The following is a 24711-nucleotide window of genomic DNA, read 5'->3' on the forward strand; positions in this document are numbered from 1 at the left end:
TTTTGCAAATTTATCAAAATAAAATAAAAAATACTCTTAATTAAAAGCAATTTATAAGTAAGATTAAGATAAAATACAAGCTTATTTTATATTTTTTTAAGGAAAATTTAAATGAAAAGAACTTATCAGCCACATGGTACTCCAAGAAAACGCACTCATGGTTTTCGCGTTCGTATGAAGACTAAAAATGGTCGCAAGGTGATCAACGCAAGACGCGCTAAAGGTAGAAAAAGACTCGCTGTGTGAAAACTTTTGGTAAATTCAGCGAAAACGAAGAATTTTCAGCCGTATATAAAACAGGTAAAAAGTGGTATTGCGATGGCATTATCATCTTTTATCTTAAAAATGATGAGCAAAAAATGGCAGTTGTTGCTAGTAAAAAAGTTGGAAAAGCAGTGATTAGAAATCGCTCAAAACGTATTTTAAGAGCTTTATTTACTCAATTTGAAAACAAGCTTCAAAATGGAAAATATATTTTTGTTGCCAAAAGTGAAATCACTCAATTTCCTTTTTCTAGATTAGAAAAAAATCTAAAATGGGGATTAAAAAAACTAGAATGTTTAAAATAGTATGTTTAAAAACTCTTCGCTTTTATCAAAAATTTTTAAGCCCTTTAAAACCCCCTGTTTGTAGATATTATCCCACATGTTCAGAATACGCCTTTTGGCAATTTCAAAAAAGAAATTGTATTCTTGCATTTTTTTCAAGTTTTTTTAGAATTTTAAAATGCAATCCTTTTTTTAAAGGGGGATTTGACTATCCAAAAATTACTAAAAATATTACTTCTTGCAATCTATGTTTTAAGCCTATTTTTTTGGCGCAAAAACAGCTTTATTTTTTATATATACCCCACCATCAGGATAAAAGCTTTTATCTTGTTAAAATTATCTTTCAAAGGACAAATAAGTGAATAATTCGAATAATATTTTTCAGCAAAAACGCATTCTTTTAGCTGTGGTTATTTCTTTTTTATTTTTTGTTGTGTATGATTATTTTTTTATACCTAAGCAACAAATAAAATTAGAGCAAAACATTACTACTACACAAGCTGATTCTCAAAACGCAACCAATATCAATGCTCCACAACAAAATGCACAAGCGAATTTAAATGTAGCTGCAACTAGCAATACAATACCTCAAGATAAAATCATTGCCGATATTAAAAGCGAGCATTTTGAAGCGCAGATTGACTCTTTAGGCAGAATTGTAAATTTTTATCTTCAAGATAAAAAATACCAAAATGAAAAAGGCGAAGCTACCAATCTTATAACTAAAGGAAATTTGCCTTATCCTTTAGAGATGCGTTTTAGCGATCCTGCTATCAATACACAAGCCTTTAGCGTGCCTTATGCTGCGGATATGAGTGAAGTTTTTATCGATGAAAATGGCAGCAAGACACTAAAACTTACCCAGCAGCTTTCAGATTTAATTGTTGAAAAGAAAATCACTTTTTATTCTAAGGGTAATTACGATATTGAAGTTAAACTAAACAAAGATATAAATTATTTCATAAGTCCAGGTTATCGTCCAAGCATAGCAGTAGATAGCTATACAGTTCATGGAGCTTTGGTTATGGATGATCAAGAAACCATCCATACTTATGAAGATGGCGATATGAACAAGGATGAGAATATTAAAAATGCTTGGATGACTTCGGCTTTTGATAGATATTATGCTACCTTCTTTTATAATTTTGAAAAACCTTTAAATGTAACTATCAGTAAAGATACTCAAGATAATCCTTTGGTATTTGCGATGAGTGATAATGAATTTAAAGCCGGTGGTTATATAGGCCCTAAAGAACATGTGATTTTAAGATCTATAGATCCGCGTCTTGAAGCTGTTGTAGAGTATGGTTGGTTTACTTTTATAGCTAAGCCTATGTTTGAATTTTTAAATTTTTTACATAATCATATAGGAAATTGGGGTTGGGCTATTGTTATAATGGTTTTAATTATTCGTATAATTTTATTCCCATTAACCTATAAATCTATGATTTCCATGAATAAACTTAAAGACTTAGCACCTAAAATGAAAGAATTAAGAGAGCGCTATAAAGGCGATCCTCAAAAAATGAATATGCACATGATGGAGCTTTATAAAAAACATGGTGCAAATCCTATGAGCGGATGTTTGCCTATACTTTTACAAATTCCTATTTTCTTTGCTATTTATCGCGTATTACTCAATGCTATAGAGCTAAAAGCTGCCCCTTGGGCGTTTTGGATACACGACTTATCGGTAATGGATCCTTATTTTATTTTACCTATTTTAATGGGCGTAACGATGTTTTTACAACAACTTATTACCCCTATGACCATACAAGATCCTATGCAAGCTAAGATTATGAAATTTTTACCAGTGATTTTTACTTTTTTCTTTATCACTTTCCCAGCAGGACTTACTCTTTATTGGTTTGTTAATAATCTTTGTTCTTTGGTACAACAATGGGTAATCAATAAAATGTTTGCAAAAGAACATCACAAAAAACAAGCGGAGTGAAAAAATGAGAATTGAAGCAAAAGATCTTCAAAGTGCATTAACAGAAGCTTCAAAAAGCCTTGAATGCTCGGTTATAGATTTAGAATATGAAATCATTCAGCATTCCAAAAATGGATTTTTAGGCTTTTGGCGCAAAAATGCTATCATCGAAGCTAGAGCTAAAAAACAGCCTTATAGTAAAAAAAATTCTAGAAAAGATTTTAATGCGTCCAAAAATGATGTTCATAGAAATTATGAAAAACCTTACCGCAAATTCGATGATAGAAGTAAAATAGACAATAAAAAAGAATTTGAAGTAGAGGCTAGAGAAGTTAAACCTAAAGAGAAATATGTCGTCAAAAGCGATGGAATTTTTGATAGCTTTCACAAAGAAAGCGGAGGAACTCGCAATAAGGAAGATATTTTAGATGAAATTCGCATACAGCTAGAGAATTTATTAAAAGCAACTTGTTTTAATATCTCTTTAGTGGAGTTAAGAATGTATGATGAAGAAAGCGTTTTTATCCGTTTAGATGGTGATGATGCAGCCTTGCTAATTGGCAAAGAGGCTCATCGTTACAAGGCTATTTCTTATCTTTTGCATAATTGGATCAACCTCAAATACAATCTTTTAGTTCGTCTTGAAATTGCACAATTTTTAGAAAATCAAATTCAAGGAATGCAAATTTATCTTCAAGGTGTAATTGAAAAAGTTAAAATCAATGGAAGAGGTCAGACAAAACCTTTAGACGGAGTTTTGATTAAAATTGCTTTAGAAAAATTAAGGGCTGAATTTCCAAATAAATATGTAGGTATCAAACAAAACAACGATCAAAGATATGTTGTAATTAACGATTTTTTTAAAAAAGATGAATGATACTATAGTAGCTATTGCAACTGCCCATGGAGTGGGTTCTATCTCGATTATAAGATTAAGCGGGGAAAGAGCGCTTGAAATTGCTTTAAAATTAAGCAAAAAAAATGAACTTTGCCCCCGCTATGCAACATTTACGAAGCTTTTTAATCAAAAAAATGAATTTCTTGATGAAGCTATTGTGATTTATTTTAAAGCTCCTTTTAGTTTTACAGGTGAAGATATAGTTGAATTTCAAGTGCATGGTGGTTTTAGTGTAAGTGAAATTTTACTTGAAGAATTGATAAGCTTAGGAGCAAGATTGGCCGAACCTGGAGAATTTAGCAAAAGAGCTTGCTTAAAAGGTAAAATGAGTCCTTTAAAAGCTTTAAATATACAGGATTTAATCTTAGCAAAATCTGCAAATGCAGCAAAGATTATCGCAAGAAATATGCAAGGAAGCTTAGGTGAACTTCTTGATAAAATTCGCACAGATTTGGTGAAAACTTTAGCTTTTGTGGAAACGAGCATTGATTATGCTGATGATGATTTACCTTCTGATTTGTTAGAACAAATTAGCACAATGTGCGAAGAAAATTCTGAAATTCTAAAAGAAATTTATACACTTTCAGAAAGTAAAAAAGGATTGATAGAGGGTTTTAAAATCGCTATTGTGGGTAAGCCTAATGTTGGAAAATCTTCTCTTTTAAATGCTTTACTTTCTTATAAAAGAGCTATTGTTTCTGATATAGCTGGAACGACTCGTGATACTATAGAGGAGAGTTTTAAGTTGGGTACGCATTTATTGCGTATTGTTGATACTGCAGGAATTCGAGAAAGCAAAGATGAAATCGAGCAAATCGGTATAGAGCTTAGTAAAAAGAGCATTGAAGATGCAGATATTATCTTAGCTATTTTTGATAACTCAAGAAAAAAAAATGAAGAGGATGAAAATATTTTTAAGCTTTTAAGTCAAAGCGATAAAAAGATTTTTTATCTTTTAAATAAAAGTGATTTAAAAACTCAATTTGATAAACCTTGTGATATTGATTTTATAGAACTTAGTGTTCAAAACGATATTCAAATTTTAAAAGAAAAGCTTGAAAAATATTTAAATTCGCTAGATAGTGATGGATTTTTAGTTAGTTCTATCGCTCTTATTAATGCTTGTAAAATTTCAAGCGAAGCGATTTTAAGGGCTAAAGAATTACTCAGTGAAAATTCTTTAGAGTTGTTTGCCTTTGAGCTAAATTTAGCTATTGGCGAACTTGCAAAATTTACTAAAGATTTCGATAGAAATGAAATCTTAGATGAAATGTTTGGTAATTTTTGTTTAGGAAAATGAAAGGATAAAAATGGACAAAGAAACAATAAAAGCACATAAAATCAGCGATGAGGAATATGAACAAATATTAGAAATTTTAGGGCGTGAGCCAAATTTACTTGAACTAGGTGTCATTTCTGCGATGTGGAGCGAGCATTGTTCTTATAAATCCAGTAAAAAATATCTCAATGGTTTTCCAACAAAAGCTCCTTGGGTGATTCAAGGGCCAGGTGAAAATGCAGGGGTTATCGATATAGGTCAAGGCATGGCAGCCGTTTTTAAAGTAGAAAGTCACAATCATCCTAGTTTTATAGAGCCTTTTGCGGGTGCGGCTACAGGAGTAGGGGGAATTTTGCGTGATGTTTTCACCATGGGTGCAAGAGTGGTTGCAGGGCTGAATTCTTTAAAATTTGGCGATATTCATGATGAGAAGTGCGGCAAACATCAAAAATACCTTGTTAAAGGGGTTGTAAGTGGAATTTCTCATTATGGAAATTGCATGGGAGTGCCAACTATAGGTGGAGAATGTGCTTTTGATGAGTGTTTTAATGGAAATATTTTAGTCAATGCTTTTGCTTTGGGTATTTGTAAAAGCGAAGATATCTTCTATGCTAAGGCTGAAGGCATAGGAAATCCTGTGATTTATGTAGGCTCTAAAACGGGCCGAGATGGGTTAGGTGGAGCTGTAATGGCAAGTGATAGCTTCAATGAAGAAAGTAAAAGTTTAAGACCTACTGTTCAAATTGGCGATCCTTTCAGTGAAAAACTTTTAATGGAAGCTTGCTTGGAGCTTTTTAAAACAGATTATATTGTAGGTATTCAAGATATGGGTGCAGCAGGACTTACTTCAAGCTCTTTTGAAATGGCAGGAAGAAGTGGTAGCGGTATGAAGCTTTATCTTGATAAAACTCCTATGAGAGAAAGCGGTATGACGCCTTATGAATTAATGCTGAGTGAGTCCCAAGAAAGAATGTTAATTTGTGCTAAAAAAGGCTATGAAGATAAGGTTATAGAAATCTTTAAAAAATGGAATTTGGATGCTGTGGTTATGGGTGAAGTAACTGATACTGGAAAAATGGAGCTTTTTTGGCATGATGAGCTTGTAGGGCTTATACCTATTGATCCTTTGAGTGAAAAAGCGCCGATTTTAGATCGTCCTGTGAGTGAACCAAAGTATTTAAATGAAATTAAAGATTATAACTTCACGCTTAAAATGTCTCAACAAGAGCTTTTTGAAAAAATGCTAAAAAATGAAAACATTAACAACAAAGCCTTTATTTATGATCAGTTTGATTCTAGTGTGCAAACAAATACTATAAAAGCAGATGGAGCTTTAGGTGCGAGTGTGATACGCATCAAAGAAAATGGTGCAAGTGTAGCAATGGCTATAGAGTGTAATTCGCGTTTAAATTATGTAAATCCTAAAACTGGAGCCGCTTTAGCAGTCGCAGCAGCAGGTAGAAAGGTAGCTTGTACGGGCGCAAAGCCTTTAGCGATTAGCGATTGTTTAAATTATGGTAATCCTCAAAATCCTGAAGTAATGTGGCAGTTTGCGCAGGGTTGTGAAGGGATTAAACAAGCTTGTAAAGAATTAAACACTCCCGTAGTAAGTGGTAATGTTTCACTTTATAATGAAACTGAAGGTGTTAGCATATTCCCAAGTCCAACTATAGTTAACGTGGGCGTTTTAGAAGATGCAAATAAAACCCTAAAAGCAAATTTTGAAAAAGAAAATACTATCGTTTATCTTTTAGGTGAAAGTTTTGGAGAATTTGCGGCTTCAATGGCTATGAAAATACAGGATAAAAAGGTAGCAGGTAGTCTTAAAGAGCTTGATTATAAGGCTGAACTTGCACTTTGGAATTTGCTTTATACAGCAAATCAAAACTCCTTGTTTGAATGTGCTAATAGCGTGGGCGTAGGTGGTATTGCTATGACTTTAGCAAAAATGTTTGCTATTTCTAGTATGGGTGCAAATTTAAATAGTGGCTTTAGTGATGAAAAAATGATTTTTGATGAAAGTGCTAGCCGTGCTATCGTAGGCCTTGATAAAGAAAATGAAGAAGCATTTTTAAAACTAGCACATGAATTGGGTGTAAAAGTTACAAAACTAGGTTTTAGCACTAAAGAGCAAAGTTTTAAACTTGATAGTATAAATTTAAGCAAAGACGAACTTAATAAACTTTATTTTGATAGCTTTAAAGAGCAAATTCAATGATATTTGTTTTAATTATTTTAACTATCTTAGTGTTTTATTGGTATTATAAAACTTGGGGAAAGCAAGATTTTTTAAATTCAGCCACGCGAGGAGCCAAAGGTTTTGCTAAAGGCTTTGCTCGCGGAGTTATGGAAGAGAGGATAGACGAATTTAAAAGGCGTATGAATTACTATGTCATCGCACTTTTGGCAAAGATAGCAAAAAGTGATGGTAGGGTAAGCGAAAATGAAGCAGAAATGATCAGTCAAATTTTAGATGCAAACGCCAAAGACGAAAGAGAAAGGGCTTTTTTAAAAGCAAGCTTTAATGAGCATAAAGAAAATATCCACGATGCTTTTTATGTGGCAAAGGATTTTTTAAAAGAAGTTCCTTTACCGAAAAATGAACGCTTTAATGTGCTTCGCGTACTTGTGTTTATGGCCTTGGTTGATGCAGATTTTAGTGCAAAAAAGCGTGAAATTTTAGAGCAGATTGCAAAAGCTTTTGATATTGCAAAAAGTGAGCTTGATAATTTTATTGCGAGTATTTCAAATTTAAAAAGTACTAAAAAAGAACTAAGCCTTGATGAGGCTTATCGTATTTTAGAGCTTTCAAATAATGCGGATTTAAACGCGGTAAAAAAACAATATAGAGCTTTAGCTAAAAAATATCACCCTGATATTTTAAATGCAAACAATGTCAGCGAAGAAGAGCTTAAAAAAGGTGTAGAAAAATTTCAAAAAATCAACGAAGCTTATGAAAAAATTAAAAAGCATTCAGAAAAATGATTTTAAAAGAAAAATATTTTCCTTTAAGAATCTTATCTAAGAATGAGTGGACTTTATCTAGTATAAATTAAATTTATAAAAATATTTCAAACGAAATTTAAAAAAAGGAGTGAATATGAGAGCGTTATTAAGTGTGAGCGATAAAGAAGGTATAGTAGAATTTGGCAAAGAGCTTGAAAATTTAGGCTTTGAGATTCTTTCAACAGGTGGGACTTTTAAGTTTTTAAAAGAAAATGGAGTAAAGGTTGTAGAAGTGAGTGAATTTACAAAAAGTCCTGAGCTTTTTGAAGGGCGCGTAAAAACTTTGCATCCAAAAATTCACGGCGGAATTTTACATAAAAGAAGCGATGAAAGTCATATCAAGCAAGCAAAAGAAAATGGAATTTTAGGCATTGATTTAGTTTGTGTAAATTTATATCCTTTTAAAAAAACCACTATAATGAGCGATGATTTTGATGAAATTATCGAAAATATCGATATAGGTGGACCTGCGATGATAAGAAGTGCAGCAAAGAACTATAAAGATGTGATGGTACTTTGCGATCCGCTTGATTATGAAAAGACGATTGAAGCTTTAAAAAAGGGTGAAAATGATGAGAAATTTCGCCTAAATTTGATGATAAAAGCTTATGAGCATACGGCAAATTATGATGCTTATATTGCAAATTATATGAATGAAAGATTTAATAGGGGGTTTGGAGCGAGTAAATTCATAGTAGGTCAAAAAGTTTTTGATACAAAATATGGCGAAAATCCACATCAAAAAGGAGCTTTGTATGAATTTGATGCCTTTTTTAGTACCAATTTTAAGGCTCTAAAAGGCGAGGCAAGTTTTAACAATCTTACTGATATTAACGCAGCTTTAAATTTAGCAAGTAGTTTTAATAAGGCTCCTGCTATTGCTATCGTAAAACATGGTAATCCTTGCGGTTTTGCTATAAAAGAAAATTTAGTACAAAGCTATATACATGCTTTAAAATGCGATAGTATAAGTGCTTATGGAGGAGTGGTTGCTGTAAATGGAACCCTTGATGAGGCTTTAGCAAATAAGATCAATGAAATTTATGTAGAAGTGATTATCGCAGCAAATGTAGATGAAAAAGCTTTGGCTGTATTTGAGGGTAAAAAGCGTATTAAAATCTTTACTCAAGAGAGTCCTTATTTGATTAGAAGTTTTGATAGTTATGATTTTAAACATATTGATGGGGGTTTTATATATCAAAATAGTGATGAAGTGAGTGAAGACGAGCTTAAAAATGCCAAGCTTGTAAGTCAAAGAGAAGCAAGTCAAGCAGAAATTCAAGATCTTGAGCTTGCTATGAAAGTTGCAGCTCTTACAAAATCAAACAATGTTGTTTATGTAAAAAATGGCGCTATGGTAGCCATAGGAATGGGTATGACAAGTAGGATTGATGCGGCTAAAGCAGCTATTGTCAAAGCACAAGAAATGGGGCTTGATTTGCAAGGTTGCGTTTTAGCTAGTGAAGCCTTTTTTCCTTTCAGAGATAGCATAGATGAAGCAAGTAAAGTAGGGGTTAAAGCCATAGTAGAACCAGGTGGAAGCATAAGAGATGATGAAGTGATACAAGCAGCAAATGAGTATGGTATAGCGCTTTATTTTACAGGAGTGAGACATTTTTTACATTAATTGAGTGTGTTAAAATAAGATATAATTTATATTGTTTAAATAATTTTAAACAAAAATAAAGTAAAATAAAATAAATTTTTAAAGAAAGAAAAAAAATGTTTAGAACTATAGGTTTTAAAGTTTCTGCGGCGATTTTTGTTGTTTTGGTGTTGAGTTTTATTGCTATGCAATTGATTTTAAATTTAGACTTTAAAAATACCGCAGATAAGATGAGTAAATCTAATTTAAATACCGTTAGTTCTTCTGTCTTTCAAACCATGAGAATGGCTATGAATTTAGGTGATCCTGAAAAAATTCAAGAAGCCATTGAAGATGCTAAAACGATAGAAGGTATTAGTGATATTAAAATTTACCCTTCGAAAGAAACCATAGAACTTTTTGAGATTAAAGACCCTAAAATTTCACAAGAAAAGCTCATTATAGATCAATTTACACAGCCTAATTTAATTTCTTTAGAGCAAAAGCTTGATAATATTAATCACCTAAGGCTTATTCGTCCTTTGATCGCAGATGAGAGTTGTATAGTTTGTCATGCCAATGCAAATTTGGGTAGTGTTTTGGGTGTTATGGATGTATATCATTCTTTAGAAAACATAGAAAAAGATATTGCAAAAACGAGTAGATCTTATATAGTGATTTTTACTATAGCTTTAATTTTTACGCTTGTAGTAGTACTTTTTGTGCTTAAAATGGTTGTAGGAAATCCTATTATGGAACTTTTAAGCCATGCCAAAGAATTAGCACAAGGAAGTGGGAATTTAAGAGCTAGGATAAGGGTTAAAGGGCGTGATGAAATCGCTAAAGCATGCGAGTATATTAACCAATTTATAGAGAAAACTCAAAAAACAGTAAGCAGTGCAAGTCTTAACTCCAAAAATGTAGAAAAACAAAGCATACTTTTAAATTCTAATGCTATAGAGCTTAATGAAATTTCAACTTCTAGTCATCAAAAGATAGATTCTAGTTTTAAGCTAGGCGTTGATATAGGGGCGGATTTGGATGAAATATCTAATCTTTCTAGCGATGCAAATAAAGCAAATGATAAATCTTATCAGCTCTTAGATCAGATGATACACTCACTTCTTGAAATTGATAAAAAAGTAAGTGATTTAGTGCAAAATGAAAACAACTTGGCACTAAAAATTGAAAATATGGTCAAATATGCACAAAATATACAAAAAGCTACACAAATGATGGGCGAAATAGCAGACAAAACCAATCTTTTATCTTTAAATGCAGGTATAGAATCTGCTAGAGCGGGTAGTTATGGTAAAGGTTTTTCTGTCATTGCTGAAGATATTAGAGCTTTGGCTAATAATAGTGAGGAATTTTTACACAATGTAGAGCTTATAATCAAAGAACTCCTAGAGAGCATACAAGAGGTTACTAAGGAGCTTAAGGAAAATTCTCATAGTATTTTTTCACTCAATGAAAATACCCATTTGCTTGCAAGTAGTGCAAACGAAGTAAAACTTTGCAATCAAGATTCTAAAAATCTTGTGACCCAATGCACTCAGAGGATTAAAATTTCGCAAGAAAATATTCAAAATTTACTTATGCATATGCGAGAAAATGTTGAAGCAAGCGGTAAAAATGAGGAAATCTCTAAAATTCTACTTCAAGTCGCAGATGAGTTAAAAATAGTGTGTCATAATTTAGAAAGTGAATTGAGTCAATTTCAAATTTAAAGGAAAAATATGAAAAAAACTTTGCAAATTGTTTTAGCTGCAGCTTTTTTTGCTGGTTGTGCTAGCACTTCTGTAAATTCAAAGTCAACTTCTAAAATCAGCAATGAATTTATGCAAAATCAGCTTTTTGAAATAGATAAAATCGTAGTTAATGGTAAAACCTTTGATCCTAAAAATGCTGAAGAAAATCCAAATATCAGTTTTGAAAATAATAAATTTTATGGTTATGCAGGATGTAATCGTTTCTTTGGTTCTTATCAAAGTAATGAAAATACTTTAGAAATTCAAGGAGATCGTGTCGCTTCAACTCAAATGCTTTGCCATCCTTTGGATGTTATGGAATTTGAAAATGCTTTTCTTTCAAATTTTAAAGGAAATTTTACAATTTCAAATAAAAATGGCAAATTAATCCTTAACAACGGCGAGATGGAAATATTCTTTAAATAACATGTCACACTCCTTAGTTAGGAGTGTTTTTCTTCGACTTGACAAAAAACTAAAAAATGATACAATTATAATTTTATTATCAAAAAAGGTAGCTAAATGATAAAATCAATTCCCGAATGGAGTGAGCAAGAATATTTAATGCTTTCCTTACCTCATGAAAAGAGCGATTGGAAGCCTTATTTAGGAGAGATTATACAGACTTATAAGGCATTTGTTAAAGCAGCAAGTGAATTTCAAAAGGTTTTACTTATCGCTCCTAGTAAAAGCGACTTTGCTCCATTTGAAAATATAGCAAATGTAGAATTTTTTGTATGTGATACTAATGATACATGGATACGCGATTTTGGTGCTATTGATATTTTAGAAGACAATCGTTTAAAAGCTCTTGATTTTACTTTTAATGCTTGGGGAAATAAATTTCAAAGCGAGCTAGATAATGAAGTAAATTCTAAACTTTTTAAAGAAAAATTTAATGAAAAGCTTACAAAAATCGATTTTATTTTAGAAGGCGGAAGTATTGATTTTAATGGCGAAGGTGTAATGCTTACAAGCTCCAATTGTCTTTTAAATGAAAACAGAAATTCTCATTTAGACAAAAGCCAAATTGAAGCAAAATTAAAAGAAATTTTTGGCTTAAAACAAATTATTTGGCTAGAAAATGGTTTTATAAAAGGTGATGATACAGATCATCATATCGATACTTTAGCAAGATTTATCGATAAAAATACTATAGCGCATTCTATTTGCGAAGATGAAAAAGATGAGCATTATATACCCTTGCAAAAGATGAAAAAAGAACTTGAAGCCACAGGGTTTAATTTAGTAGAGCTACCCTTGCCAAAGCCTTTGTATTATGAAGAAAGAAGACTTGGAGCCACTTATGCAAATTTTGTTTTTGTAAATGATGCCTTGATTATGCCTTTTTATAAGGATGAAAATGATGAAATTGTAAGGCAAAGATTGGCTAAGGCTTTACCTAAACGCAAGATTATAGGCGTAGATGCAAGAGTGTTTTTACGCCAAAATGGCTCTTTACACTGCTCTTGTCAAAACCGCTTCAAGGGTCTAAGATGAATTTACAAAAAAAGGCAACGCTTATAGCAAGTTTATGCGCTATAGTATTGGCTTTGATTAAATTTGTAGTGGGTATAACAAGCGGTTCAGTAGCTGTACTTTCAAGTGCGATTGATTCTTTGATGGACTTTGCAATATCAGCTTTTAACTTTTTAGCCTTAAAAAAAAGTTCTCAAAAAGCAAACGAAAATTATAATTTTGGTTTTTCTAAAATCGAAGCTTTAATGGGACTTTTAGAAGGCGTTTTCATCGTATCAGTAGGGATTTTTATTTTTTATGAAAGTATTTTAAAAATTTACTACAAAGAAGAAATTATTAATTTAAATGCAAGTATTTATGTAATGATCTTTGCTTTAATACTTACTTTTCTACTTGTACTTTTTTTAAATTATGTGGTTAAAAAAACTAAAAGCTTAATTATAGAAAGTGATGCTTTACATTATAAAACAGATTGCTTGACCAATGCTTTTACTTTAGCAGCTTTGGTTTTGATTTATTTTACAAATTTGCATATTATTGATGCGATTTTTGGTATAGTCGTGAGTCTTTATACTGCATTTTCTGCTTTTAAAATTATCAAAAAAGCTTTAGCTTTTTTGATGGATGAGGCTTTACCTAAGGAGCAGGTTAATCAAATTTGCGCTTTAATATCTAGTAATCCTGAAGTGATTTCTTACCATGAGTTAAAAACGCGTAAAACTCCAAATTGCAATTATTTAAGCGTTCATTTGGTGTTTTGTCCTATAATTTCGCTTTTAAGCGCACATAAAGTTTCAGATGAGATAGAAAATGGCGTGCGTGAAATGTTTAATGGGGAAAAATGGGATATACAAATTCACCTAGATCCTTATGATGATGAAGAACAAGAAAGGCAAAGACAATGAAAATTGCACTAATTCAACAAAAATTTCATTCTACTAAAGAAAAAACCATAGAAAAAACTTGCGAATTTATCGAACAAGCTGCTAAGCAAGGAGCCGAGCTTGTTTGCTTAGGAGAGCTTCATCAAAGCGAGTATTTTTGCCAAAGTGAAAATGTAGATTTTTTTGATTTGGCAAATGATTATGAAAAAGATGTGCAGTTTTGGTCAAGCGTAGTAAAAAAACACGGTGTAGTTTTACTTACTTCGCTTTTCGAAAAAAGAAGTGCAGGGCTTTATCATAATACTGCTGTAGTTTTTGAAAAAGACGGAAGTATAGCAGGAAAATATCGCAAGATGCATATACCTGATGATCCTTGTTTTTATGAAAAATTCTATTTTACCCCAGGTGATTTAGGTTTTGAGCCTATAAATACAAGTTTAGGAAAGCTTGGAGTGCTTGTTTGTTGGGATCAGTGGTATCCTGAAGCAGCTAGACTTATGGCTTTAAAAGGAGCTCAAATTCTGATTTATCCTACTGCTATTGGTTGGTTTGACAAGGATGAAAAAGAAGAAAAACAAAGACAACTTGGTGCTTGGCTAGGGGTTCAAAAAGGACATGCTATTGCTAATGGTTTATATACTATAGCAGTCAATAGAGTGGGTTTTGAAGAGGATAAAAGTGGTGTAGAAGAGGGGATAAGATTTTGGGGAAATTCTTTTGTTTTTGGGCCACAAGGTGAAGAAATTTGTATTTTAGATAGTGAAAATGAATGCATAAAGCTTGTCGATATTGACTTACAAAGAAGTGAAAATGTGCGTCGTTGGTGGCCTTTTTTACGCGATAGACGCATAGAGTATTTTGGTGATTTATCGAAAAGATTTATTGATTAAAAATTTAAAAAGCTCTTTAATAAGGGCTTTTTAAAATTAGTCCGCTTTGTTTTTTAGCCTTTCTAAATAATTTGTAATTTGTTCTTTTTCTTCTTTACTCAAATAAATAAAACTTACCTCTTTAAGTCTTGAAAGCAATAAATTTTCTTTTGAAATTTCATCTTTTCCAATCTCTAAACTAGTAATAACACTCGAGCTTATAAGCAGTCTTTGGGTTTCATCTTTTCTTAATCCCCATATATTGTGTACAGCGACATTTTTATCTGAAATTTTTCCTGCATAAAGCATTATGTGACCAGGCAAATAGAGTAAATTTAAATAAGCTTTTCCAAAACGATCTAAGAAATCTTTTTTTTGAGAATTATCAAGAGTGCTTATATCAAAATGCGTAAAAGAATTTTTTTGCGCAGCTGAATTTCTTGGCAAATAAAGCCCAAAAGCTGAAAAGACATCGCGAGTAAGTAAAGAACAATCCCTTTCGAAATTATAACCGCCCCAGCCATAAGGTAAATTTAAAACTTCAGAAATTTGATTTTTTAAATTTTCATCATTAAAATTTAGAGGAAATTTACTTGCATTATCTTTAGATATCTTGTATTTTTTAGGGCCTATTTTTCCGTAAAAATAATTTTTATCTTCCTTATAATAAGGATAAAGCGCTCCGATTCTGCTTTCAAAGAAAAAATTTCCATCCTCATCTAAAATAGCTAGTTTTTCTTTTAGGGGTGTAAGAAAGTTAAGCTTTTCATAAATTTGCGCTCTATTGTTAGAGAAAAATTCCAAATCTTTGCTTTCTATAAAACCCACCCCTGCTTCGCTTAATACAAAAGCATAACGCTTATCCTTGCTAAAATGCGAAACTAAAATAGGAGTACCCGCATTTAAAATACTATCGCTTGCATAATCAAAAGGAATTCCTTCATTTTCAAGAAAAGGATTTTTTAAAATCGCTCTTTGCGTAGGGATATTTTTAATAAGGGTGTTTTGTATTACTAAAGCTTTTTTATCAAACTTGCCTAGCTCTTTAGTGTTTGCATTATCTATAGTTTTTTCAAACCATGATAAAGGAATTACTTGCTTGTTAAAGAAATAATAAGTATTTTTAGGATTTGTATATAAAGAAAATGACCAAAAAAGATTTTGATTTTTTAAAGTTTTAAAAGAGCTGTGCCATGGGCTAAAAAAAAGTTGTTTGTATTTTTGAGAATCAAAATTTATATTTTGATTCATTTTGGATAAAATGCTGATATTTTGATCAAATTCGAGTTTTGCATAGTGTGAGTCTTGCTGATCTTTAAAATTTAAAATAGTTTGAGATGGGGTTGGACTTAATTTTGTTTCTTTTATAGAACAAGCGGTAAAAAATAGTGCTGTAAGACAAGGATATAGCCAAATTTTCATAATCAACCTTTTACAAAAAGTAGTTATAATTAAAGCCAAGGAAATATAATGCTTGATAAACTAGAGAAATTTTTAGTCTATGATAATGTTTTTTTAAGTGGTGGCGCAGGCGTTGGGAAAAGTTTTTTAACCAATGAACTCATACGCTCTTACAAAAGACAAGGCAAGGTCGTTATAGCTCTTGGTTCTAGCGCACTTTCAGCATTTAATATAGCAGGGGCAACCTTGCATAGTTTTTTTTGTTTGGGTTATTGTCAAGATATGGATACGCTTAGCGTTTTTGATCGCAATCAAAAACAAAGAGAGAAGATTTTAAAGTTAAAAGAAAATCTTAAAAAAATTGATTTAATCATCATCGATGAAATTTCTATGGTAAGTGCTGATATTTTTGAGATGATAGGTTTTAGATTGAAAAATTCGCAATTTGATGGTAAAATTTTAGTTGTGGGTGATTTTTTTCAATTACCGCCCGTGATTAAAGAGAAAAAAGAAAATCTTTTTTTAAATTCTACCTATGCTTTTTCTTCCTTTTTTTGGAAAGAATTAAAATTTAAAAATATCAAATTAACTCAACCAAAAAGAACGCATAATTTAGAATTTTATGGAAATTTATCCTTGATTAGGCAAGGATTTTTAGATGATAAAATTTTAAATTTTTTTGAAAATTTATGTATCAATACAAAAGAATTAGAAGAATTAGATGATGATTATACCTTGCTTTGTAGTATAAATAAAAAGGTAAATGCTGTCAATGATGATAGATTAAGCAAGCTTGAAAGTCCGCTTGTTTGTTTTAAGGCTGAAATTTGCAAAGAATCTAAAGATATAGATGAGCACAAAATTCAAACTTGGATAAAAAGTTTAAATATTTTAGACGAGCTTAAACTCAAAATAGGCGCACGCGTTATTTTTTGTGTGAATAATTGGGATAAGGGATATTATAATGGCGAGCAAGGCATCATCGAAAGTATCACTTATGAAGAGGATAAGACTTGTATTGGTATCATGAAAAACAATGGTATTAAAATTATGCTTGAACCCTATGTATTTTTTATGGAAGAGCTTGAGCAAAATAATAATGAAATGTTTATCAATGTACTTGCAAGCGTAAGTCAATTTCCTATCAAACTAGCTTATGCTATTACCATACATAAATCACAGGGTATGAGTATAGAAAAATTAGTATGCGATATTGATCATATTTTTGAAAACGGACAACTTTATGTGGCTTTATCGCGTGCTATAAATCCTGCTACTCTTAAAATTTATTTTACAAAAAGAATAAATTTTAAAGCCTATTTTGCTAGTATTTTAAAATTTGATATAAGTGTGAGAGAATTTTATCAAAATAATGATTTTTTAGATCTTGAATTGGAAAATAATATCATTTAAAAGGATGAGAATGAAAAAAATATTTTTACTTGCTTTTTTATCTTTAAGCCTTAATGCACAAAGTTTAGAGCTTGATAAAATAAGAACAGATTTATACTCAAAAAGCGGAGCAAATGTACTTAAAAAAATTGAAATTTCTTTAGAATTTGAAGGCGAGAAAATAAAAGAAAATGAAAACAAGCTTACAGATGCGGTAAATACCGTGATTTCTGGATTTTTTTATGAAGATATTTTTACAGAGCTTGGAAAAAATAATTTTAAAAAAACTTTAGAAAAATTTATAGATAAAAAATACAAAATTAAAATCAACGAGATTTATATCTTATCTCTAAGCGGAGTAGAAAAATTTGATTTAGAAGAATTTAAGCGTTTCTTGGCAAGTACTGAAGCTAAGGAAAAAAATGTAGGTAGCGAAGTTAAAAAAGCTCTTGATAATTTAGAACTTCCTCAAACTCCCGCGGTTCCAAATATTTCCAATATAGAAACTCCACAAATAGATCAACTTTTTCAAGATGATAATACACAAAATCAATATGACAATGGAGAAATCGATATCAATACTCTTAATATCCCTAAAATGACTTCAGATATAGAAGAGAAGATAAAGCGAGATTTGATTGCAAATCCACCGCAAATTTTTAAAGAAAATAATAGCTCTGAAGAAAAAGGCTTTGAGTTGAATTTGGATACAAATTCAACAATGCCTTAATCTTAGCGAACCATATCGTAATAATTAGGAAATTTGGGTTTAAAAACTTCAGGATTGATAGTAGGATTTTTGATTTGATGGTTTAGAGTGATTAAAATATCGTTTTCAAATTCATCCTTATAAGCAATACTTTGAATTTCATTATCTTTGAGCGTGATAGTATAATTTATATTTTCATATTTTGCGATCAGTTGATTGTCATTTAAATGCTTTGCTTTTTTAAAAATTTCATTAAGGTTAGGGATGTTATCAAGATGTGAAAAAACAACTTGTTCTAAATCATGCTCTACTAAAACAATTTGATTTTTATTGATATATATTTCTTTTTTGCTTGGAGTGTCATAGTTCCAGTAAGCTTGATCTTGACTTAAGATAAAATGTCCTGAGTATGAAAGGGTTGAATCTTTTGATTTTACTGATTGCGTGAAATTGCTAGAATAGGTGTTAAAATTAAGATTAATAGCTAAAATATGACTTAAAAAAAAGAAAAATAAACAAAATATTTTTTTCATATACTTACCTTCTAAATTTATTTTGGAATTTTTACAACATTCTAGCTAATTTTAATTAAATAATCGTTATAATCATAGCTTGAAAAAAATATCAAAAGAGGTTTAAAAATGTTTTTAAATACCTTAAAAGCCGTATTTGGGACAAAAAATGATCGTGAGGTAAAAAAATATCTTAAACGAGTAGCACAAATAAATGCTCTTGAGAGTAAATATCAAAATTTAAGTGATGATGAATTAAAGGCTGAATTTGGAAAATTTAAAGAGCAAATTCTAAGCGGAGAAAAAAAAGAAAGTGATATTTTAAATGATGTTTTTGCCATAGTTAGAGAAGTGGGAAAAAGAACTTTAAATATGCGCCATTTTGATGTGCAATTAATCGGCGGTATGGTTTTGCACGATGGAAAAATCGCAGAAATGAAAACAGGGGAGGGTAAAACTCTTGTAGCAACCTTACCTGTTGTGCTAAATGCTATGAGTGGAAAAGGCGTGCATGTAGTTACGGTCAATGATTATTTGGCTAAAAGAGATGCAGAACAAATGAGTGCGATTTATAATTTTTTAGGCTTTAGCGTAGGCGTGATTCTTTCATCTCAAAATAGTGATTTAGAACATAAAAAAGCCTATGATTGTGATATTACTTATGGGACAAATAATGAATTTGGTTTTGATTATTTGCGTGATAATATGAAATTTTCAAAGGCTGAAAAGGTACAAAGAGAACACCATTTTGTTATCGTGGATGAAGTAGATAGCATTTTAATTGACGAAGCAAGAACCCCACTTATTATCAGCGGTCCTACAAATCGTACTTTAGACGGTTATATCAAGGCAAATGAAGTGGCCAAGCAAATGCAAAGAGGGGAAGCAGTTTTACCTCCTGCTAAGCCTGAGGGTGATTTTGTAGTAGATGAAAAAAACCGCAATATCTTAATCACAGAGGCAGGGATTGCTAAGGCTGAAAAATTATTTGGTGTAGAGAATTTATACAGTCTTGACAATGCTATCTTAGCTCATCAGCTTGATCAAGCTTTAAAAGCACACAATCTTTTTGAAAAAGATGTGCATTATGTTTTAAGAAATAACGAAGTAATCATCGTCGATGAATTCACAGGTCGTTTAAGTGAGGGGCGCCGATTTAGTGAGGGACTTCATCAAGCTTTAGAGGCTAAAGAAAATGTAAAAATTCAAGAAGAAAGTCAGACTTTAGCTGATATTACATTTCAAAATTATTTTAGAATGTATGAAAAATTAGCCGGTATGACAGGGACAGCACAAACTGAAGCGACTGAATTTTCTCAAATTTACAGCTTAGATGTTGTTTCTATACCTACAAATATTCCTATTAAAAGACAGGATAAGGATGATTTGATTTATAAAACTCAAAATGAAAAATTTAAAGCTGTAATTGAAGAAATCAAAAAGGCAAATGCTAAAGGTCAACCCGTACTTGTAGGGACTGCAAGCATTGAAAGAAGTGAAGTTTTTCACAATATGCTTGTAAAAGAAAAAATTCCCCATCATGTTTTAAATGCTAAAAATCACGAGCAAGAAGCTTTAATTATCCAAGATGCGGGTAAAAAAGGTGCAGTGACTATCGCTACAAATATGGCAGGTCGTGGTGTGGATATAAAAATCGATGATGAGATAAGAGCTTTGGGCGGACTTTATATCATTGGTACAGAAAGACATGAAAGCCGCAGGATTGATAACCAACTTCGCGGTCGTGCTGGAAGACAGGGCGATCCAGGTATTAGCCGTTTTTATTTGAGTTTGGAAGATAATCTTTTAAGAATTTTTGGTGGAGATCGTATCAAAAATATTATGGAGCGCTTGGGAATACAAGAGGGCGAGCATATAGAATCAAGGATTGTAACAAGAGCAGTTGAAAATGCGCAAAAAAAAGTTGAAAGCTTGCATTTTGAAAGTAGAAAACATTTGCTTGAGTATGATGATGTGGCCAATGAACAAAGAAAGACCATCTATCGTTACCGCAATGAACTTTTAGATGAAGAATACGATATTAAAACTAAAATTTCACAAAATATTGCAGAATATAGTGCTTATATCATGAATGATTTTATGATTGAAGAAAGTGGAGCGGATTTAAATTTTGAAAATTTAAAAGCTAAAATTTTAGATGAATGTTCTATTGAACTTAAGCAAAGTGATTTTGAAAATCTTAGTTTGATTGAAATGCAAGAAAAATTAAGTGAAATTTTAGAAAAATCATACGATGAAAAAATGTCAAAATTAGATCCTAAGCAACTTCATCATATAGAACGCATTTTGTATTTACAAGTTTTAGATAATGCTTGGCGTGAGCATTTGTATCAAATGGATATTTTAAAAACAGGTATAGGACTTCGCGGATACAATCAAAAAGATCCTTTAGTAGAATACAAAAAAGAAAGTTATAATCTTTTTTTAGAACTAGTTAATCGTATTAAATTTGATAGCATTAAGTTACTTTTTAGTGTGAAATTTACTCAAGAAGAAGCACAGAATTTAGAAGAAAAAGCAAATCAAGAAAACGAAGCTTTATTTGAAAAATCAGTAGAAATGGGTGCTAATGAGGATAATTTAGGTGAGGCTGAATTTAAAAAAGTCCCACGCAATGCTCCTTGCCCTTGCGGAAGTGGTAAAAAATTTAAAGAATGCCATGGAAAAAGTGGACCTAAGCAAGGAATTTTAGCTTGAGAAAAAGCGTTTTAAAATATCTACTTTTTAAATACTTAAGATTTGATAAAGAGCAACCCTTTATCAATCTCTCTATGCTTTTAGCTTTTCTAGGAGTTTGTGTAGGACTTTGTGTTTTACTTGTGGCAATGGCTATCATGAATGGCTTTGATAAAGAATTTGAAAAGCGTTTTTTTGTGATGAATTATCCTATTACCATAGTGCCAAAATTTTATTCTCCTATGAATGATGATTTGGTAACAGAGCTTAAAAGAGAATTTCCCCATTTGCTTTTTAGTCCGTATATTAGCACTCAAGTTGTAGCAAAAGCGGACAATCGCTTTGAAGGAGGCATCCTTTTTGGCGTGAATTTTAACGATGAAGTTAAGATCAATGAAGTGGTAGCTAAAGCTTTAAAAGATGAGAATTTAAGTGGTTTTGATATACTTGTGGGTTCGGCGCTTGCAGATGAACTTAACTTACATAAAAACGACAAACTTTCACTTATCTTTTCAAATCTTAGTCCCAGTGGATTTTCTTTGGTTCCACAAGCTAAACGCTTTGATGTGAAAGCGCGTTTTACTTCAGGGCTTATATTTTATGATAAAGCTTATATGTATACGGATGTAAACGCACTTCGAAAAGTACTTGGTATTAGCAATCAACAAAGTTATGATGGCGTGCATGTTTATAGCGAAAATGCATTTAAGGATGTAGAAAAACTTAAATCCTACCTAAAGAGCGATTATGCTGTTGTAGGCTGGTGGGAACAAAATCAAAACTTCTTTTCTGCCCTTAAGCTTGAAAAAAGAGCGCTTTTTATTGTTTTAATGCTTATTATCTTAGTGGCAAGCTTAAATATAGTGAGTTCTTTGCTGATGATAGTGATGAATCGTCGTGCTGAAATCGCACTTTTACTTGCTTTAGGTGCTAGTAAATTAGAAGTAAAGAAAAGCTTTTTTGCCTTAGGTATGTTAATAGGCGGTGGAGGTATGATCATAGGAATCATACTTGCATTTTTTGCCTTGTGGCTTTTAGGGAATTTTGATATCATTACCTTACCTGCAGATGTTTATGGTACGAGTAAATTACCGCTTGATTTATCTGTGATGGATTTTTCTTTAACCCTAATAGGTGCTTTGATAATCATTGCTTTATCTTCTTATTATCCTGCTAAAAAAGCAACGCAAATTAATGTTTTAGATACTTTAAGAAACGAATAGGGAAAAAAGATGGAGCAAAAATTTGACGAAAATAAATTCATGCAAGAGTATGCTAGAAATCAAAGATTAAAATCTCTTACTTTAAAAGGTGTTTTGATTTTTATTATAAGCATAGTTTTACTTATTCCTTTATTGATGTTAAAAACCTTAGTAGAAGATAGAAAATATAATGCACAAAATGTTATTTCATTGATGGGAAAAGCTTGGGGTAGTGATGAGTTTTATACGCCAAGTTTAAATGAAAAAATTTTGCCTAATAAATTAGAGCTTTGGGTGGATTTAAAATATCAAGAACGCATTAAGGGTATTTATAAAATTCCGCTTTATACTGCTTTCGTGGATTTTAATGCAAGTTTTAATATGGAAAATTTAAGCAATTTTGATGAAAATTCTATCCAATTTTCAAATGGAAATTTAAAAGATTTACAATTTAATATCTTAAAAGATGTTTTATGGGTAAGTGGAACTTTACAATTAAAAGGTTATGGCTCTTTTGATGCTAATATGCAAGCTAAAGAAAATATCATACATATAAACTCAAATGCTACAAACCCTTCCTTTGAATATGCTTTGCCAAATGATTATTCTATCGATAAAAAGGGCTTTAGTGCTTTTTATGAATTTCAAAATAGCATCTCAAATGATAGGGTGGAGAAAAGAAGATTGAGTGTTGAGTTTTATCAAGGGGTGGATGAGTATCGCTTGATCGATCGTATGATAAAATATGGGTATTTGTTTATTATTTTAACTTTCTTGGTGTTGTTTTTATGCGAGCTTGCTTCAAAGAAAAATGTTATTTTGCTTCAATATGCGATTTTAGGAGCAAGTTTGATAGTATTTTACCTTATGCTTTTAAGTTTTAGCGAGCGCATAGGATTTAATTTTGCTTATCTTTTTTCAAGCTTGGCTATAATTATACCTTTATCACTTTACACTTTAAGCATCATGGGGCAAAAGCGTTTTGCTATAGTAATGGCTACGATTTTATTTATTTTATATTTATGTTTGTTTATTATGTTAAAGCAAGATGAATATGCATTATTGATAGGAACCTTTATAGCTATGTTTGGAATTTATGCAGCTATGTATTTTACTAGAAATTTAAATAAAGATTATCATCAAGGATGATTTTTTTCTTAATGATAATCTTGTATTAGACTTTTTAAAATCACTCCATCAAGTCTTAATTCATAAGCTTTTTCAAGCTTATGTAAATTTTCTACTAGGAGTAAAATTTTGCTATCAAAGAGATAAAATTCCGCTACTTCAGAAGCAAAACGAGCTAAATTTTCATCATCAAAAAGTAAAAATTTAGCCCCTAAAGCATTGCTTAGAAAAATTTCATTTTTATCTTGTATCAAAACAGCAAAATCCAAATTTTCATTTTTTGCATTTTGGATGATTTCTTCATTATACAAAAAGCAAGAAATTTGATCTTTTTTTAGTTTTTTGCTTTCATCAATAAAGCAAAAATTTGAATTTTGTGTTAATAAATAGTGTCCTAAAATCAGCATTTTAGTTTCCTTATTTTGTTTTTATAATCATAGTTAAGTTTAACTTATAAAAAATTTTAAAATTAGAGCTTAATTAAATTTAATTAGACTTTGGCTAAAATATCTACAATAAAAGGAGAAAACTTGTCTTTATTTATACAAAAATGTAAAAATTTTAAATTTCAAGCACCACTTTCTAAAAAAGCGATATTTTTTAATTCTTTGGTTTTAATTTTTATTTTAAGCTTATTTTTTTATTTTAGCTTTAGTGTGAGTGCTTATCATTTCAATTTTGTTTCTTTACTAGAATATAAAAATAAAATTATCTATGGTTTTTTTCAAACCCTATCTGTTAGTTTTTTTGCTTTAATATGCAGTATATTTTTGGGGATTGTAATTTGCTTTTTTTCTTTAAGTAAGATTATTATTTTGAGATTTTTTGCTACTTTATATGTGGAGCTTATACGAGGAACCCCCTTGCTTGTGCAAGTGCTTTTAGTTTTTTATATCATTGCAAATAGCTTAGGATTTGATGATCGCTACATCGTAGGGATATTTATCCTTTCCATGTTTTCAGCAGCTTATTTATCTGAAATTTTTAGAGCAGGGATTTTAAGTGTACCTATCATTCAAATAGAAAGCGCTAGGGCTTTAGGACTTAGCGAAAGGCAAATTTTTTTATACATCATTTTTCCTCAAGCTATTAAAAATATTTTAGCTCCTATTAGTGGGCAACTTGCTAATCTTATCAAAGACAGTTCTTTATTAAGCGTGATTGCACTTAATGAGCTTACCCAAAGTATACAAGAAGTGAATTCATATATCTTTGCAACCTTGGAAGGATATATCGTTTTAGCTTTTGCATATCTTATCTTAACCTTACCTATAGGTGTATTTTCACGCTATTTAGAAAGAAAATATCAAAAATAAGCTAAATTTCCTTGACAAATCGATATATATTTTGGCATAATCACATTTTCATTTAAAAAATGTCTCGTTAGCTCAGCCGGTAGAGCATCTCCCTTTTAAGGAGGGGGCCGTTGGTTCGAATC

Annotated in this window: 23 protein-coding genes; 20 read left to right on the forward strand and 3 right to left on the reverse strand. The window is 31.1% G+C overall.

Annotated elements, in window-relative coordinates:
- Window positions 1-111: 111 nt before the first annotated feature.
- From rpmH to BGS43_RS00185, 14 genes are all read left to right on the forward strand, one after another.
- Entirely contained in the window at window positions 112-246 is a 135-nt protein-coding gene (rpmH, locus tag BGS43_RS00120; RefSeq protein ID WP_002776864.1) for a 50S ribosomal protein L34, read from the forward strand.
- Window positions 243-569, forward strand: a complete 327-nt coding sequence (gene rnpA, locus BGS43_RS00125) for a ribonuclease P protein component (RefSeq protein ID WP_002776865.1) — start codon at window positions 243-245, stop codon at window positions 567-569. Before rpmH ends, rnpA begins: the two co-directional genes overlap by 4 nt.
- Complete coding sequence (gene yidD / locus BGS43_RS00130) at window positions 566-910, forward strand: membrane protein insertion efficiency factor YidD (RefSeq protein ID WP_072212086.1); 345 nt, start codon at window positions 566-568, stop codon at window positions 908-910. The genes rnpA and yidD overlap by 4 nt, the downstream gene beginning before the upstream one ends.
- Window positions 907-2502: a membrane protein insertase YidC gene (gene yidC / locus BGS43_RS00135; protein WP_057044652.1), complete on the forward strand. Its 1596-nt coding sequence runs from the start codon at window positions 907-909 to the stop codon at window positions 2500-2502. Before yidD ends, yidC begins: the two co-directional genes overlap by 4 nt.
- A gap of 4 nt (window positions 2503-2506) precedes the next feature.
- On the forward strand, window positions 2507-3358 hold the full coding sequence (locus tag BGS43_RS00140) for a Jag N-terminal domain-containing protein (protein ID WP_002826250.1): 852 nt from the start codon (window positions 2507-2509) through the stop codon (window positions 3356-3358).
- Window positions 3351-4679: a tRNA uridine-5-carboxymethylaminomethyl(34) synthesis GTPase MnmE gene (mnmE, locus tag BGS43_RS00145; RefSeq protein ID WP_002826249.1), complete on the forward strand. Its 1329-nt coding sequence runs from the start codon at window positions 3351-3353 to the stop codon at window positions 4677-4679. Before BGS43_RS00140 ends, mnmE begins: the two co-directional genes overlap by 8 nt.
- A gap of 10 nt (window positions 4680-4689) precedes the next feature.
- Window positions 4690-6876 (forward strand): phosphoribosylformylglycinamidine synthase subunit PurL, encoded by a 2187-nt coding sequence (gene purL, locus BGS43_RS00150; protein ID WP_096568324.1) that lies wholly within the window; start codon window positions 4690-4692, stop codon window positions 6874-6876.
- Window positions 6873-7643, forward strand: coding sequence for a DnaJ domain-containing protein (locus BGS43_RS00155; RefSeq protein WP_002826247.1), 771 nt, complete (start codon window positions 6873-6875; stop codon window positions 7641-7643). Before purL ends, BGS43_RS00155 begins: the two co-directional genes overlap by 4 nt.
- Before the next feature lie 115 nt (window positions 7644-7758).
- Window positions 7759-9291: a bifunctional phosphoribosylaminoimidazolecarboxamide formyltransferase/IMP cyclohydrolase gene (gene purH / locus BGS43_RS00160; RefSeq protein ID WP_057032526.1), complete on the forward strand. Its 1533-nt coding sequence runs from the start codon at window positions 7759-7761 to the stop codon at window positions 9289-9291.
- A 95-nt stretch (window positions 9292-9386) separates the two neighbouring features.
- Entirely contained in the window at window positions 9387-10979 is a 1593-nt protein-coding gene (locus BGS43_RS00165) for a methyl-accepting chemotaxis protein (protein WP_096568326.1), read from the forward strand.
- 9 nt (window positions 10980-10988) lie between these two features.
- The gene (locus BGS43_RS00170; protein WP_002826242.1) at window positions 10989-11426 is read left to right on the forward strand and encodes an META domain-containing protein; all 438 of its coding nucleotides are present in this window, start codon (window positions 10989-10991) and stop codon (window positions 11424-11426) included.
- 96 nt (window positions 11427-11522) lie between these two features.
- On the forward strand, window positions 11523-12500 hold the full coding sequence (locus BGS43_RS00175; RefSeq protein WP_096568328.1) for an agmatine deiminase family protein: 978 nt from the start codon (window positions 11523-11525) through the stop codon (window positions 12498-12500).
- Window positions 12497-13384: a cation diffusion facilitator family transporter gene (locus tag BGS43_RS00180; RefSeq protein WP_002784760.1), complete on the forward strand. Its 888-nt coding sequence runs from the start codon at window positions 12497-12499 to the stop codon at window positions 13382-13384. The genes BGS43_RS00175 and BGS43_RS00180 overlap by 4 nt, the downstream gene beginning before the upstream one ends.
- Complete coding sequence (locus tag BGS43_RS00185; RefSeq protein ID WP_002776891.1) at window positions 13381-14253, forward strand: N-carbamoylputrescine amidohydrolase; 873 nt, start codon at window positions 13381-13383, stop codon at window positions 14251-14253. Before BGS43_RS00180 ends, BGS43_RS00185 begins: the two co-directional genes overlap by 4 nt.
- Window positions 14254-14289: 36 nt before the next feature.
- Here BGS43_RS00185 and BGS43_RS00190 read toward each other — a convergent pair whose 3' ends face one another.
- Window positions 14290-15654, reverse strand: coding sequence for an SH3 domain-containing C40 family peptidase (locus BGS43_RS00190; protein WP_096568331.1), 1365 nt, complete (start codon window positions 15652-15654; stop codon window positions 14290-14292).
- Between the two features lie 48 nt (window positions 15655-15702).
- On the opposite strand from BGS43_RS00190, the gene BGS43_RS00195 reads away from it, so the two are divergent.
- Together BGS43_RS00195 and BGS43_RS00200 are read left to right on the forward strand one after the other, a co-directional pair.
- Window positions 15703-17046, forward strand: a complete 1344-nt coding sequence (locus BGS43_RS00195; protein ID WP_096568335.1) for an ATP-dependent DNA helicase — start codon at window positions 15703-15705, stop codon at window positions 17044-17046.
- Window positions 17047-17056: 10 nt separating this feature from the next.
- Window positions 17057-17755, forward strand: coding sequence for a flagellar basal body-associated FliL family protein (locus BGS43_RS00200; protein ID WP_070241698.1), 699 nt, complete (start codon window positions 17057-17059; stop codon window positions 17753-17755).
- Window positions 17756-17757: 2 nt separating this feature from the next.
- Here the strand turns inward: BGS43_RS00200 and lolA are convergent, their stop codons facing one another.
- On the reverse strand, window positions 17758-18267 hold the full coding sequence (gene lolA, locus BGS43_RS00205) for a LolA-like outer membrane lipoprotein chaperone (protein WP_096568338.1): 510 nt from the start codon (window positions 18265-18267) through the stop codon (window positions 17758-17760).
- Window positions 18268-18375: 108 nt separating this feature from the next.
- On the opposite strand from lolA, the gene secA reads away from it, so the two are divergent.
- Genes secA through BGS43_RS00220 form a run of 3 tightly spaced genes read left to right on the forward strand, consistent with a single transcriptional unit; the run spans window position 18376 to window position 23294 of the window.
- Complete coding sequence (gene secA / locus BGS43_RS00210; protein ID WP_052777378.1) at window positions 18376-20964, forward strand: preprotein translocase subunit SecA; 2589 nt, start codon at window positions 18376-18378, stop codon at window positions 20962-20964.
- Window positions 20961-22166 (forward strand): ABC transporter permease, encoded by a 1206-nt coding sequence (locus BGS43_RS00215; protein WP_025398935.1) that lies wholly within the window; start codon window positions 20961-20963, stop codon window positions 22164-22166. The genes secA and BGS43_RS00215 overlap by 4 nt, the downstream gene beginning before the upstream one ends.
- A 9-nt stretch (window positions 22167-22175) precedes the next feature.
- A complete protein-coding gene (locus BGS43_RS00220) occupies window positions 22176-23294 on the forward strand; it encodes an inner membrane CreD family protein (RefSeq protein ID WP_002776912.1) in 1119 nt (372 codons plus the stop codon).
- Window positions 23295-23302: 8 nt separating this feature from the next.
- On the opposite strand, the gene BGS43_RS00225 is transcribed toward BGS43_RS00220, so the two are convergent.
- Window positions 23303-23680: a hypothetical protein gene (locus BGS43_RS00225; protein ID WP_002776914.1), complete on the reverse strand. Its 378-nt coding sequence runs from the start codon at window positions 23678-23680 to the stop codon at window positions 23303-23305.
- Window positions 23681-23803: 123 nt separating this feature from the next.
- Between BGS43_RS00225 and BGS43_RS00230 the strand changes: the two genes are divergently transcribed.
- On the forward strand, window positions 23804-24589 hold the full coding sequence (locus BGS43_RS00230; protein ID WP_096568341.1) for an amino acid ABC transporter permease: 786 nt from the start codon (window positions 23804-23806) through the stop codon (window positions 24587-24589).
- Window positions 24590-24711 lie beyond the last annotated feature (122 nt).

It is taken from the genome of Campylobacter sp. 110 (genome assembly GCF_002383965.1).
GTDB lineage: Bacteria > Campylobacterota > Campylobacteria > Campylobacterales > Campylobacteraceae > Campylobacter_D > Campylobacter_D coli.